A 13,672-nucleotide genomic window follows, 5' to 3' on the forward strand; every position below is an offset into this window, starting at 1 on the left:
TTTCTTTAGATTTTAAATAGATTTCATAACATCTACCAAAACCTGTACGCTTTCTATTGGTAATGCATTGTAAAGACTTGCTCTGTAACCACCTAAACTTCTGTGTCCGTTTAATCCATTGATTCCAGCAGCTTTCCAAGCGTTGTCAAAAGCTTCTTTTTTAGATTCGTCTGTAATTTTGAATGAAACATTCATTAAGCTTCTATCTTCTGGAACGCAGAAACATTCAAATAATGGATTTCTGTCTATTTCATCGTAAAGAAGTTTCGCTTTAGCAATATTTCTTTCTTCTGCAGCAGCTATTCCGCCATTATTTTCTAACCATTGTAGGGTAAGAAGTGAAGCGTACACTGCAAAAACTGGTGGCGTATTAAACATAGATTCTTTTGCTACATGTTGAGCGTAATCTAAGTATGAAGGAATAACTCTTCCTGATTTTCCTAGAATTTCTTTTTTTACCACAACAAGAGTCGTTCCAGCTGGTCCCATATTTTTTTGAGCACCTGCATAGATTAGGTCAAATTTAGAATAATCTATCACTCTAGAGAAAATATCCGAACTCATGTCAGAAACCATTAACGTATTGGCTTTTGGGAAATCTTTGATTTGAGTTCCATAGATGGTATTGTTAGAAGTGCAGTGGAAATAATCATATTCTGCACCTACTTCTTCAATTTTTGGAATGTAAGAATAATTTTCTTCCTTAGAAGAACCGATTACATCTACTGTTCCTAATTTTTTGGCTTCTTTAATTGCATTAGCAGCCCAGTTTCCAGAATCTAAATAAGCAGCTTTACCGTTTTCTTTCATTAGGTTAAATGGAACCATCGCAAATTGTAAACTTGCGCCTCCACCTAAAAATAATACATCATAGTCGTCATTAAGATTCATCAATCTTTTTACGATGGCTCTGGCTTCGTCCATTACTGCGATAAAATCTTTGCTACGGTGAGAAATTTCTAAGATAGAAAGTCCCATTCCGTTAAAGTCTAAAATCGCTTCTGCTGATTTTTGGAAAACTTCTTGAGGGAGAATGCAAGGTCCTGCACTGAAATTATGTTTTTTCATATTTTTATTGAGAATGATTGTAAGTTTATTGAAACAAAAAATCCCGCTCATGCAGAATGAAGCGGGATTTTTTAATTTTTATTCGCCGTGTAAAAATGCTTTTTTACCTAAAAGTTCTGCGTCTGTTTCTACATGGTTGTCATCTGGAACACAACAGTCAACCGGACAAACCGCCGCGCATTGTGGTTCTTCGTGGAAACCTTTACATTCGGTACACTTATCCGGAACAATGTAGTAAACATCATCACTTACAGGTCTTTGAGGTGCATTAGCATCTATTATTAAACCTGATTTCAAAGTTACGGTTCCTTTTAAACTGGTTCCGTCTGAAGCTTTCCAGTCTACAGCTCCTTCATAAATCGCGTTATTAGGGCATTCTGGTTCGCAAGCTCCACAATTAATACATTCGTCTGTTATTATAATAGCCATTGCTAGGTATTTTTTTTAAATTTGCACAAAATTAGTAAATTTCAGTTGATTTGGAAAAGTTTTGCATGGTAAAACTTATCTTTTTTGAGGTAATTTTTAATAATAAGTGCAAAAATAATAGGATTAAATAAATAAAATGAAACAAGATCTCAAAATACAGGGTTTAAGTAAATTAGGACATTATCTTCAACAATTTTTACAAAAATCAGAAATTGATTATACTCATGATGAGGAAGAATTAGCCGCATTGATGAGACGAAGCGAGGTAGAAAACCCTTGGTTTACACAAGAAAACATAAGATTTTGTTTTAAAAATTGGGCAGATATTTTAACCGAAGAAAACATTAAAAATTGGCTTGCAGCTTATCAAGTTTCTCAACTATCTAAAAAAGTAGGATTGATTTTGGCGGGAAATATTCCTTTGGTAGGCTTTCATGATGTGATGTGTGTGATTCTAAGCAATCATATTCCGCTGATTAAGCTTTCTTCTAAAGATAGACTTCTTTTGCCTTTCTTTTTGAAAAAATGGGGCGAATTTTCTGAGTGGAATTTAGAGTTTCAAATTGTAGAAAGATTGACAGAATATGATGCGGTAATTGCTACAGGAAGTAATAATACAGCGAGATATTTAGAATATTATTTTAAAGATGCTTTGTCTATTATTAGAAAAAACAGAACTTCTGTGGCGGTAATTAAAGGAGATGAAACTGATGAAGAATTGCAATTATTGGCAGAAGATATTTTCAGGTATTTTGGCTTGGGTTGTAGAAATGTAACGAGACTACTTATGCCGAAAGATTATGAATTAAGCAGGCTTTTTGAAAACTTTTTAGGTTTCAAAGACGTAATTAATCATCACAAGTATGCTAACAACTATGATTATAACAAAGCGGTTTATCTCTTGAATCAAGAAAATTTTTGGGATAATAATTTTGTAATGCTCAAAGAAGATAGCGCACTATTTTCGCCGCTTTCTGTGCTTAATTTCAGCAGATACGAAAGTGTAGAAGAAGTTCATGCTTTTCTCGTGGAAAATGAATCAAATATTCAGTGTGTGGTAGCAAAACCAGAATTGGGAATAGAATATTCTGTAAACTTCGGTGAGGCGCAAAATCCTAGTCTAAATACTTATGCAGATAATATTGATACGATGGCTTTTTTAAGTGTTGTTTAGTAAAAATAATTACAAATAATAAATTAAAAAATCCAGATTGTTAAAATCTGGATTTTTTTTCGTTCAATTCTGTTTTGAAAATCATCACATTTTCCCCGAATTTTCGAGCGATTATTTCAGAAAGATTGTAGAGTTCAGTTTCTGTGAATTCTTGTCTTTTTTCATCACTTTCGAAGATGAGAAGGAGGTTGGTGTTCTTGCCTTCGGTAAGCATTTCGGTATTTACTTCAGAAAGGATATATTTTTCTACATCTATAAAGTTTTCAACTAAACTCATCAATTCATTCTCTAAATACTGTTCCCAAGTCTGCAATTGGCTTTCTACGGTGTGGAATGTTATGCTTAAAATGCTCATTTTTCTTATTTTTGGAAATTATTTTGCAAAAATACTCAAAAATGACAAAAGGAATTCTTACCGTTCTACTTTTATTGATTTCTAATATTTTCATGACGTTTGCGTGGTATGGTCATCTCAAATTCCAAGAATGGGGTTGGATGAAAAAATCTGTACTTTCTTCGGTTATTCTCATCAGTTGGGGTTTTGCCTTGTTTGAGTACATCTTTCAAGTTCCAGCTAATAGAATTGGTTTTAGAGAAAATGGAGGTCCTTTTACCTTGTTTCAGTTGAAAATTATACAAGAAGTAGTTACACTAGTTGTTTTTACCGTATTTGCAGTGTTTTTCTTTAAAAATGAATCGTTTAAATGGAATCATTTAGCGGCTTTTGTCTGTTTGGTTTTGGCGGTTTATTTTGTTTTCAAAAAATGATAAATATTAGCTTATTTGTGGATAACAAATTGTGAATTTTCATCACTTTTTTCGGCATTTTTTCGTATATTCGTGCGTTATTTAAAATTGAAAAATTTAGAAATCAGTTTGTTTTTTTATAGGTCTGATTTTCAAATAATTAAAAAATAAAGTATGCATAAAGAAGGAGAAAGACTAATTCCTATCAACATCGTTGATGAAATGAAATCCTCTTACATTGATTACTCAATGTCGGTAATTGTTTCCAGAGCTTTGCCAGATGTAAGAGACGGCTTAAAACCTGTTCACAGAAGAGTTTTATACGGGATGTATGGTTTGGGCGTTTTTTCGAACAGAAAATATTTAAAATCTGCAAGAATTGTAGGGGATGTTTTAGGTAAATATCACCCTCATGGAGATTCTTCGGTTTATGATGCGATGGTGAGAATGGCGCAACCATGGAGTTTGCGCTATCCGCAAGTAGATGGTCAAGGTAACTTCGGTTCTATGGACGGAGATCCACCAGCTGCAATGCGTTACACCGAAGCGAGATTAAAGAAAATTTCAGACGAAGTTCTTTCTGATTTAGATAAAGAAACGGTAGATTTTCAAAATAACTTTGATGATTCATTGACTGAACCAAAAGTAATGCCTACCAAAATTCCTAATCTTTTAGTAAATGGAACTTCGGGGATTGCTGTAGGTATGGCTACCAACATGGCGCCTCACAATTTATCTGAAGCTGTAGATGCTATCTGTGCTTACATTGATAATAAAGAAATCACGATTGATGAATTGATGAAGCATATCATTGCTCCAGATTTCCCAACAGGTGGTATTATTTATGGTTATGAAGGGGTAAGAGATGCTTTCCATACAGGAAGAGGCAGAATTGTGCTTCGTGCTAAAGTTAGTTTCGAGGAAATAGGCAATAGAAATGCCATCATCGTTACCGAAATTCCTTACCAAGTCAATAAAGCAGAAATGATTGCCAGAACTGCAGAATTGGTAAAAGATGAAAAAATTCCTGGAATTTACGAAATCAGAGACGAGTCTGACAGAAACGGTCTTAGAGTAGTTTATGAATTGAAGAATGATGCGATTCCAAATGTTGTTCTTAACTTATTGTATAAATACACTTCGCTTCAGACTTCTTTCTCTGTTAATAATATCGCTTTAGTTCATGGTAGACCAGAACAATTAAATCTAAAAGATATTATTCATCATTTTGTAGACCACCGTCACGAAGTGATTGTGAGAAGAACAGAATATGAACTTAGAAAAGCAAAAGAAAGAGCGCATATTTTAGAAGGTTTTATGAAGGTAATTGGTTCGCAAGAATCTCTTGATAAAGCCATTGCCATTATTCGCCATTCTGCAAATCCACAAGAAGCGAAAGAAGGATTAATTGCAGAATTTGAACTTTCTGAAATTCAAGCTCAAGCGATTCTAGATTTACGTCTTGCTCGTTTAACAGGAATGGAGCTTGATAAAATTAGAGCTGAATATGAAGAAATTATGGCTTTAATTAAAGATTTGGAGGATATCTTGACCAACGAACCAAGAAGATACCAAATCATCAAAGATGAATTGCTAGAAATTAAAGAAAAATACGGAGACGAAAGACGTTCAGAAATAGATTACTCAGGTGGAGAAATGTCTATCGAAGACTTAATTCCAGACGAAAAAGTAGTTCTTACCATTTCTCACGCCGGTTATATTAAGAGAACGCCACTTTCTGAATACAAAGTTCAAAGTAGAGGTGGGGTTGGTAACAAAGCTGCTACAACTAGAGATGCAGATTTCTTAGAATACATTGTTTCGGCAACGAATCACCAATACATGATGTTCTTTACCGAAAAAGGAAAATGTTTCTGGTTAAGAGTTTTCGAAATTCCTGAAGGTTCTAAAACAGCGAAAGGAAGAGCAGTTCAGAATTTAATTAACATAGAACCAGATGATAAAATCAGAGCATACATTAGAACCAATGATCTAAAAGATGTAGATTATGTAAATTCTATGTATGTAGTAATGGTGACTAAAAATGGTATTATCAAGAAAACATCTCTTGAACAATATTCTAGACCTAGAGTAAATGGTATTAACGCTATTGAAATTAGAGAAGATGACCAATTATTAGAAGCTAAATTAACTACAGGAACTTCTGAAATCATGATTGCTACTAAAGGTGGTAAATGTATCAGATTCCCAGAAGAAAAAGTAAGAGCAGTTGGTAGAAGTTCTATTGGAGTTCGTGGTGTAGATTTATCTGATGGCGATGAAGTAATTGGCATGATTGTGGTAAATGATATTCAAAATGAAACGGTATTGGTCGTTTCGGAGAAAGGATATGGTAAACGTACTGCAGTAGAAGATTATAGAATTACCAATAGAGGTGGAAAAGGAGTAATCACGCTTAATATTACTGAAAAAACAGGAAATCTTATTGCGATTCAGTCGGTTACAGATGAAGATGGTTTGATGATTATCAATAAATCTGGAGTAGCTATTAGAATGGGAATGGATGACCTAAGAGTAATGGGTAGAAATACTCAAGGAGTAAGAATGATTAACTTGAAAAATAATGACGAGATTGCTGCTGTTGCTAAAGTGATGATGGACAAAGAAGTAGAAGAAGAAACTGAAGATACAGTAGAGAATATCGACGAAGAAGCTCAGAATCAAGCTCCTCTTGAATCTCAAGAAGATACATTAAATAAGAACGAAGAAGAATAGTATTATATTGAGGACAAGCCATAAACTTGTCCTTTTTTAAAAATTTAATTTTTACATTATGAAAAAAATAATTTTAAGTGCAGCAGTTATTGCCTTTGGTTTTTCATTTGGACAAAAAAAAGAAATTTCAGCTGCTTTCAAAGCAATCGAAGCAAATGATACTGCTACAGCAAATACACAGATTGGTGCTGCAGATGCAGTTTTAGGTGGTAAAACTTACCTTTTAGAGCCTACCATTTTAGAACAATATTATTATGCTAAAGGTCTTGGCCTTTTAAATTCAGGAAAAATTTCGGAAGGAGCTTCTGTTTTAGCTCATATTTCTGCACTTGGGAAATCTAAAATTTATGTAGGTAAAAACACCGAAAAACAAAAAGTGTATTACATAGGAAAACAAGCTGCAGATGCTTCTGGAGTGGCTAATCTTAAAGAAGAAACTTTTGTGCCTACACTTGTAGGAAATCTTGGAGCAAAGATTAATCCACTTTTGACTAAAGCTAATGAAGAAGCTATGGCTGCTTATAACGCAAAAAACCATGAACTAGCAGGTCAAAAATTCTTAGAAGTAAATAATTTATTAGCTGCAGCAGGTAGTGAAGATAAATTATATAAATATTATGCAGGTGTATCTTTTGCTCAAGGTCAAAAAAATGTAGAAGCTGCAAAAGTATATACTGAATTAATTAATGAAGGTTATACTGGTGTAAAAACAGAATATAAAGCAAAAAATAAGAAAACAGGAGCAGTAGAAAATCTTGACAAAAATTCTTTTGAGCTTTACAAAAAAATGGGTGCTACTGGCGATTATACTGATTTCAAAACAGAAGATACTCCAAGTGTAGAACAAGAATTGTATGAAACGGCTGTAGCTTTAGAGATAGAAAACCAAAACTATGACTCAGCTTTAGCATTGATTGAAAAAGGTTTGGTGAAATTTCCAAAAAGTAGTAAATTAACAGAACAGCAAGGTACTGTTTATTATAAATCTGGTAAAATGGATCAATTCATGGCTAATCTAAAAGATCAAGTTACTAAAAATCCTAACGATAAAGTTTCTTGGTATAATTTAGGAGTTTTGGCAAGCAAAGATCCAAGTAAATTAGCTGAAGCAGAAGGATATTTTAAAAAATCTTTAGAAATAGATCCTAATTATATGGAAGCTTTACAAGGAATGATTTATAATGTTTATGTGAATGGCGATGACAAAGCAATCGAAGCTATTGATGCTGCTAGAAAAGCAAAAAAAATGGATTTATTCAATAAATTATTGGCAGAAAGAAGAGCTAAGTTGGGAAAAGCTATTCCTTTTGCTGAAAAAATCTACGCTTTAGATCCTAAAAATGTAGAAAATGTATCTTTATTAAAAGGTTTATACCAAACTTCACATAATGATGCCAAGTTCCAGGAAATGAAAGCAGTAGAAGCTGCTCTAAAAGCTGGAAAATAATTCATATTTCAATACATAAAAACAAAATCCCGAAGAAATTCGGGATTTATTTTTTTACCAATAGCTTCTCGCAGACCATTTTACTTAGAACTTCTGTTCTATCTGAAAAATCTATCTGCATAGAACCATCAAATTTTTCTATATTTTTAATTAAAATTTCTGCACCTAAAGCTAAATTTCTCTGGTTGAGGTAATTCAGGAAATCATCTGTAGAAATAGTCACAGAAGTAAGAATTACCATATCATTTACTTTGCACTCACTTAGTTTTTTAAGATTTTGTGTGATAATGATACCATCTTTATCTGGAATAGGTTCACCATGAGGATCTACTTTTGGGAAATTCAGGATTTCATCCATCTTGTCAAAAAAATCTTCAGAGTGTACATGTTCTAATTGTTCTGCAATTTCGTGTACATTTTCCCAACCGAATCCCATTTTTTCAACCAAAAACATTTCTGTTAATCGGTGTTTTCTAACCACTATAGCCGCTTCTTTTCTTCCCAATTCTGTGACTTTTATTGGTTTATAGGTTTCGTAGATTACCCAATTTTTATCTGCAAATTTTTTCATCATGCTATTTACAGAAGGCATTTTGATTTGTAGAAATTTGCTTAATTCATTTACAGTAACCTGATTTTCAGAATCTAATAGATGGAAAATGGCTTTTAAATAGTTTTCTTCGGTAAGGGAATTCATGTTGTTAGATGTAATATTTTTCAAATCTAACATTTTATTTTTACATAAAAAAAACCTCCAATTGCTTGGAGGTAAAAACTAATAACCATGAAAACTCAAATTAAACATGAGAATCGTTATTAATATTGCAAATAACGTGCCAAAAGAAAATGGCTCTCTTTGAAATAAGTTTCCTTTGCAAAAGTACAAAAAAATCTTACATTTGCAAAAAATATTTTAAAAAAAATTATGTCAGGTAACATTACATTTACAATGATTAAGCCAGATGCAGTTGCAGATGGGCACATTGGAGCAATTTTAGGGAAAATTGCAGAAGCAGGATTTACATTCAAAGCATTAAAATTAACTCAATTAACAGTTGCAGATGCTAAAAAATTCTATGAAGTACACGCAGAAAGACCTTTCTACGGAGAATTAGTAGAATTTATGTCTTCTGGACCAATCGTAGCTGCGGTTTTAGAAAAAGAAAAAGCAGTAGAAGATTTCAGAAAACTAATCGGTGCTACTAATCCTGCAGATGCGGCAGAAGGAACCATTAGAAAGATGTTTGCAAGAAGCGTAGGAGAAAATGCAGTTCACGGTTCAGATTCTGATGAAAATGCTCTAATTGAAGCGCAATTCCATTTTTCGGGAAGAGAAATTTTCTAATCAAATAGTTTTACCCAAAATTTATAAAAAAAGTTCGAGAATTTTCTCGAACTTTTTATTTTTTTATCTCTTTAAGTAATTTTAAACTTTTAACAGTTCAATTGTTCTTTCTGGATTTTCACTGGCAAAAACAGCATTTCCTGCCACCAGAACATCTGCACCTGCTTCGAAGAGTTTTGGAGCGTTTTCGGTATTTACGCCGCCGTCTATTTCGATGAGCGCTGTAGAATTATTCTCCAGAATCAATTCTTTGGTTTCTCTGATTTTTTTGTAAGTGTTTTCTATGAATTTTTGTCCACCAAAACCAGGATTTACGCTCATTAATAAAACCAAATCTACTTCGGTAATAATATCTTCTAATACCCAAACTGGAGTAGAAGGATTAAGTACTACACCAGCTTTTGCACCTTTGTCTTGAATGAAATTAATGGTTCTGTGAAGATGTGTACACGCTTCATAATGTACAGAAACTAAGTCTGCGCCGTAATTGATAAATTCTTCTACATATTTTTCAGGCTCTACAATCATAAGATGCACATCAACAAATTTTTTGGCGTGTTCTTGAATCGCTTTCATCACTGGGAAGCCAAAAGAAATATTAGGAACGAATCTTCCATCCATCACGTCTACGTGAAACCAATCTGCTTGACTGCGGTTGATCATTTCTATATCTCGCTGTAAATTCCCAAAATCTGCAGATAAAACTGAAGGTGCAATAAGTTTTGTTTTCATTTAAATTGCTTTCTGCTGTCAGCTTTTAGCTTTCAGCTTAATTAATAAAATATTTTAAAATAAAAAAGATAGCTTTCGCTATCCTTTTGCTGTTTGCAGATAGCTGAAAGCCGACTGCTAAATTATTTACCAAGGTAAGACTTCAAGATTTTGCTTCTAGAGTTGTGTTTCAATCTCTTAATCGCTTTTTCTTTAATCTGTCTTACTCTTTCTCTCGTTAAGTCGAAAGTTTCACCTATTTCTTCTAAAGTCATAGGATGTTTTCCGTTTAGACCGAAATATAATCTTACCAAATCTGCTTCTCTTGGAGTAAGCGTTTGTAAAGCTCTTTCAATCTCTATTTGTAGAGATTCTAGCATTAAGTCTTTATCAGGACTTGGAGATTCACCAGAACGTAAAACGTCATATAAGTTAGAATCTTCTCCTTCTACTAATGGTGCGTCCATAGAAAGGTGACGACCAGAGTTTTTCATAGATTCTTTAATATCTTCTTCGCTCATGTCTAGAACTTCTGCCAATTCTTCTGGTGAAGGTGGTCTTTCGTTTTCTTGTTCTAAGTGTGCGTAAGCTTTGTTGATTTTATTGATTGAACCAATTTTGTTCAAAGGTAATCTTACAATTCTAGATTGCTCTGCAAGAGCTTGTAAGATAGATTGTCTAATCCACCAAACTGCATAAGAAATAAATTTGAAACCTCTGGTTTCGTCATATCTTTTAGCAGCTTTCATTAGGCCAAGGTTTCCTTCATTAATAAGGTCAGGAAGAGATAATCCTTGGTTTTGATATTGTTTTGATACAGACACCACGAAACGCAAGTTGGCTTTAATCAACTTTTCTAGAGCAGCTCTGTCTCCGTTACGGATTCTTTGAGCGAGTTCTACTTCTTCGTCTGCTGTGATGAGTTCTACTTTACCAATTTCTTGCAAATATTTGTCAAGGGAAGCGGTTTCTCTATTGGTAACCTGTTTTGTAATTTTTAACTGTCTCATATCTTATTATACGTTCATTATAACGAAAAGGTTACACACTTTATTGAAAATAATGAAAAAATAGCTAAATTTTATAGAAAAAGCAAATAATTTGGGCGCCATTTCCAGCTTTCGCCAGTCGCTATCTCAAAAGCCAATCCCAATTCCCGATTTTTTGAGATGAGCTCCAACAATGGCTCAATCTGGGGCGCAGTTTTCGTATTTTATTAAACTTTTTGAATTAAGTTTTTCGATTTTTATGACCTATGAAACGGAGGCGTTTAAAAATTTTGAAAAATTTTTGTAAAGAAATTTCCACTGTTTGAGTAAGTAAGGAAAAAGCTAGGGACGAGTTTTGGAAATTTTAGAAAATTATTTAAAATTTTAGCCGAGTTTCCAGTCTTGAATTTTTGGTTCTTTTGTTTCAAGACAAAAGAACATGTTAATTTTAAAATTAATATTGTAAGTATTAACAATCTTGCACTTTTTCCTTAATTTAGTCCTATGAAATATTCTTTTAAAAACGACTATTCAGAAGGTTGTCATCCCAGCATTTTAGAAGCGTTAATGCGTACTAATTTTTCTCAGCAAAATGGTTACGGTTTAGATGATTATTGTGCAGAAGCAGAAAAACTCATTCTTCAAAAAGCAAATGCACCTCAATCCAAAGTCCATTTTGTAAGCGGAGGAACTCAAGCGAATTTATTGGTGATTTCAGCAATTCTAAGACCTCACGAAAGTGTGGTTTCTGCAACTACTGGTCATATTTTTACCAATGAAGCAGGTGCGATAGAAGCAACAGGTCACAAAGTTCATGGGGTAGAAACTCCCGATGGAAAACTGAAACCAGAAGATATTCAGAAAGTGTTAGATGTTCATACCAATGTTCCTCATCAATTAAAACAAAAGTTGGTTTATATTTCTAATTCTACCGAAATTGGAACGATTTATACCAAAAAAGAATTAGAAGATTTATCAAATTTTTGCAAAGAAAAAAATCTATATTTATTTATGGATGGTGCCAGATTAGGACAATCACTTACTGCAGATAGCAATGATTTAACGCTAGAAGATGTAGCGAAGTTTACAGATGTTTTTTATCTTGGCGGAACTAAAAACGGAGCTTTATTAGGAGAAGCAATCATTATAAACAGACAAAATCTGCAAGAAGAATTTGGGTTTCATGTCAAGCAAAAAGGCGCAATGCTCGCGAAAGGAAGATTACTCGGAATTCAGTTTCAAGAGTTGATGAAAGACGATTTATATTGGGATTTAGCAAGACATGCCAATCAACAAGCCATGAAAATCAAGCAAACTTTCAAAGAAATTGGAGCAGAATTTTTAGCAGAAACAGATACCAATCAGATTTTCCCGATTTTAGAAAATTCACAAATTGAGAAACTTTCAGAGCAGTTTGATTTTTACGTTTGGAAGAAAATATATGCACAAAAATCTGCTATTAGAATTATCACATCTTGGGCTACCGAAAGCGAAGTGGTAGAAGGTTTTTGTAAAGAAATTTTGAAATTAAAATAAATAAAACTCACTCTAAATAATGAAAAAAATTATACTTTCAGTTTTATTAATACCTGCTGTATTTTCTGCGCAACAAACTGTTTCCAGAGATGCAGAAATTGCGAATTATGTGTCTCAAGTAAGCGCAGATTCTTTAAAATCTCACATCCATAAATTAGTAAGTTTCGGTACTCGTCATACTATGAGTTCTACGACTGATGCCAAAAAAGGAATCGGTGCTGCTAGAAATTGGGTGCTTTCTAAATTTAAAAATTATGCTAAAAACTCTGATGGAAGAATGGAAGTTTTTCTACAAAGTCAAACCATTCAACCTGATGGAAAACGAATCAATCAGCCTACAGATTTAGGAAACGCTATTGCCATTTTGCGTGGAACTGATCCCAATGATAAAAGAATTTTTATGATTGGCGGACATCTTGATTCCAGAGTTTCTGATGTGATGAATGCCAAAGATTTCGCACCTGGAGCAAATGACGACGGAAGCGGAGTAGGTGCTGTAATAGAATCTGCCAGAATTTTGAGCCAATCAAAATTTCCTGCAACTATAGTTTTTGTAGCATTTTCTGGCGAAGAACAAGGTTTGTTAGGTGCTAAAATGCTTGCAGAAAAGGCAAAAAATGAAAATTGGCAATTAGAAGCTTTGTTGAATAATGATATGATTGGTAATAATTTAACTAGCGAGACCAATTTAATTAATGCCAATCAGTTAAGAGTTTTTTCAGAAGGTTTGCCGCAATTTGATTTGGATAAAAAAGCTCAAGGAATTAGAAATTTAGGTTTAGAAAATGATGGCGAAGCTAGACAATTGGCAAGATACATCAAAGAAATCGGAGAGCGTTATGTTGACAATTTAGAAGTGAAACTTATTTACAGAAATGACAGATTTCTTCGTGGTGGAGATCACACTTCATTCGTGAATCAAGGTTTTTCAGCGGTAAGATTGACTGAATTTAATGAAAATTACGACCATCAACATCAAGATATCAGAAAAGAAAATGGTAAGCAATTTGGGGATTTACCAGAGTTTATGGATTTTGAATATTTCAAGAAAAATGTTGGGGTAAATGTTTCTGTTTTGGCAAATTTGGCAAAATCTCCTTCTAAACCAGAAAATGTGAAAATGGATGTAAAAGAATTGACCAATTTCACTACCATTCATTGGGAAAAACCAAAAAATGGAGAAGTTTCAGGTTACTACGTTCTCATGCGTGAAACCGATTCTTCTACATGGCAAAAGAAATTTTTTACCAAAGAAAATTCTATAAAACTGCCTTATTCTAAAGACAATTATTTCTTTGCAGTTCAAGCGGTAAATAGTTCAGGAAACGAAAGTCTCATCGTAATCCCAAGTGTAAGATAATAGAAAAGTCCCGAAATTTTCGGGACTTTTTTTGTGTTAACTTTTAAACGTAAAGATTATTATTGCTTTATAAAGATTTTAAGGAAGCAAAGAAAGTGAATAAATTCACTCTTGAAGCGTTCGCTTAATC

13 protein-coding genes are annotated in these 13,672 nt (G+C 33.4%); 7 read left to right on the top strand and 6 right to left on the bottom strand.

Annotation, left to right across the window (positions count from 1 at the left end; translation table 11 throughout):
- Positions 1 to 12 precede the first annotated feature (12 nt).
- Positions 13 to 1,068: a 3-phosphoserine/phosphohydroxythreonine transaminase gene (gene serC, locus KKQ76_RS03910; protein ID WP_213195914.1), complete on the bottom strand. Its 1,056-nt coding sequence runs from the start codon at positions 1,066 to 1,068 to the stop codon at positions 13 to 15.
- Positions 1,069 to 1,146: 78 nt separating this feature from the next.
- The gene (locus KKQ76_RS03915; RefSeq protein ID WP_213195915.1) at positions 1,147 to 1,497 is read right to left on the bottom strand and encodes a 4Fe-4S dicluster domain-containing protein; all 351 of its coding nucleotides are present in this window, start codon (positions 1,495 to 1,497) and stop codon (positions 1,147 to 1,149) included.
- 136 nt (positions 1,498 to 1,633) lie between these two features.
- Here KKQ76_RS03915 and KKQ76_RS03920 point away from each other — a divergent pair, with 136 nt between their 5' ends.
- A complete protein-coding gene (locus tag KKQ76_RS03920; protein ID WP_213195916.1) occupies positions 1,634 to 2,671 on the top strand; it encodes an acyl-CoA reductase in 1,038 nt (345 codons plus the stop codon).
- 40 nt (positions 2,672 to 2,711) lie between these two features.
- Here the strand turns inward: KKQ76_RS03920 and KKQ76_RS03925 are convergent, their stop codons facing one another.
- Positions 2,712 to 3,026: a DUF4286 family protein gene (locus KKQ76_RS03925; RefSeq protein WP_213195917.1), complete on the bottom strand. Its 315-nt coding sequence runs from the start codon at positions 3,024 to 3,026 to the stop codon at positions 2,712 to 2,714.
- A 41-nt stretch (positions 3,027 to 3,067) separates the two neighbouring features.
- Between KKQ76_RS03925 and KKQ76_RS03930 the strand changes: the two genes are divergently transcribed.
- From KKQ76_RS03930 to KKQ76_RS03940, 3 genes are all read left to right on the top strand, one after another.
- On the top strand, positions 3,068 to 3,439 hold the full coding sequence (locus KKQ76_RS03930) for a DMT family protein (RefSeq protein ID WP_213195918.1): 372 nt from the start codon (positions 3,068 to 3,070) through the stop codon (positions 3,437 to 3,439).
- Between the two features lie 153 nt (positions 3,440 to 3,592).
- Positions 3,593 to 6,154 carry a DNA gyrase subunit A gene (gene gyrA, locus KKQ76_RS03935; RefSeq protein WP_213195919.1) on the top strand — a complete coding sequence of 854 codons (2,562 nt, stop codon included), beginning with the start codon at positions 3,593 to 3,595 and terminating at the stop codon, positions 6,152 to 6,154.
- Positions 6,155 to 6,212: 58 nt separating this feature from the next.
- On the top strand, positions 6,213 to 7,601 hold the full coding sequence (locus KKQ76_RS03940; protein WP_213195920.1) for a tetratricopeptide repeat protein: 1,389 nt from the start codon (positions 6,213 to 6,215) through the stop codon (positions 7,599 to 7,601).
- A gap of 46 nt (positions 7,602 to 7,647) precedes the next feature.
- Here KKQ76_RS03940 and KKQ76_RS03945 read toward each other — a convergent pair whose 3' ends face one another.
- Positions 7,648 to 8,298, bottom strand: a complete 651-nt coding sequence (locus KKQ76_RS03945; RefSeq protein ID WP_213197460.1) for a metal-dependent transcriptional regulator — start codon at positions 8,296 to 8,298, stop codon at positions 7,648 to 7,650.
- 228 nt (positions 8,299 to 8,526) lie between these two features.
- Between KKQ76_RS03945 and KKQ76_RS03950 the strand changes: the two genes are divergently transcribed.
- Positions 8,527 to 8,946: a nucleoside-diphosphate kinase gene (locus KKQ76_RS03950; RefSeq protein WP_213195921.1), complete on the top strand. Its 420-nt coding sequence runs from the start codon at positions 8,527 to 8,529 to the stop codon at positions 8,944 to 8,946.
- An 81-nt stretch (positions 8,947 to 9,027) separates the two neighbouring features.
- Here KKQ76_RS03950 and rpe read toward each other — a convergent pair whose 3' ends face one another.
- Together rpe and KKQ76_RS03960 are read right to left on the bottom strand one after the other, a co-directional pair.
- Positions 9,028 to 9,678, bottom strand: a complete 651-nt coding sequence (gene rpe, locus KKQ76_RS03955) for a ribulose-phosphate 3-epimerase (RefSeq protein ID WP_213195922.1) — start codon at positions 9,676 to 9,678, stop codon at positions 9,028 to 9,030.
- A 122-nt stretch (positions 9,679 to 9,800) separates the two neighbouring features.
- Positions 9,801 to 10,667 carry a sigma-70 family RNA polymerase sigma factor gene (locus KKQ76_RS03960; RefSeq protein ID WP_069797503.1) on the bottom strand — a complete coding sequence of 289 codons (867 nt, stop codon included), beginning with the start codon at positions 10,665 to 10,667 and terminating at the stop codon, positions 9,801 to 9,803.
- Positions 10,668 to 11,150: 483 nt separating this feature from the next.
- On the opposite strand from KKQ76_RS03960, the gene KKQ76_RS03965 reads away from it, so the two are divergent.
- Both KKQ76_RS03965 and KKQ76_RS03970 read left to right on the top strand, forming a co-directional pair.
- Positions 11,151 to 12,182, top strand: a complete 1,032-nt coding sequence (locus KKQ76_RS03965; protein ID WP_213195923.1) for a threonine aldolase family protein — start codon at positions 11,151 to 11,153, stop codon at positions 12,180 to 12,182.
- Between the two features lie 19 nt (positions 12,183 to 12,201).
- Entirely contained in the window at positions 12,202 to 13,542 is a 1,341-nt protein-coding gene (locus tag KKQ76_RS03970) for a M28 family metallopeptidase (RefSeq protein WP_213195924.1), read from the top strand.
- The last annotated feature ends 130 nt before the right edge of the window (positions 13,543 to 13,672 follow it).

Origin of the sequence: Cloacibacterium caeni (assembly GCF_907163105.1) — a bacterium.
Lineage (GTDB): Bacteria > Bacteroidota > Bacteroidia > Flavobacteriales > Weeksellaceae > Cloacibacterium > Cloacibacterium caeni_A.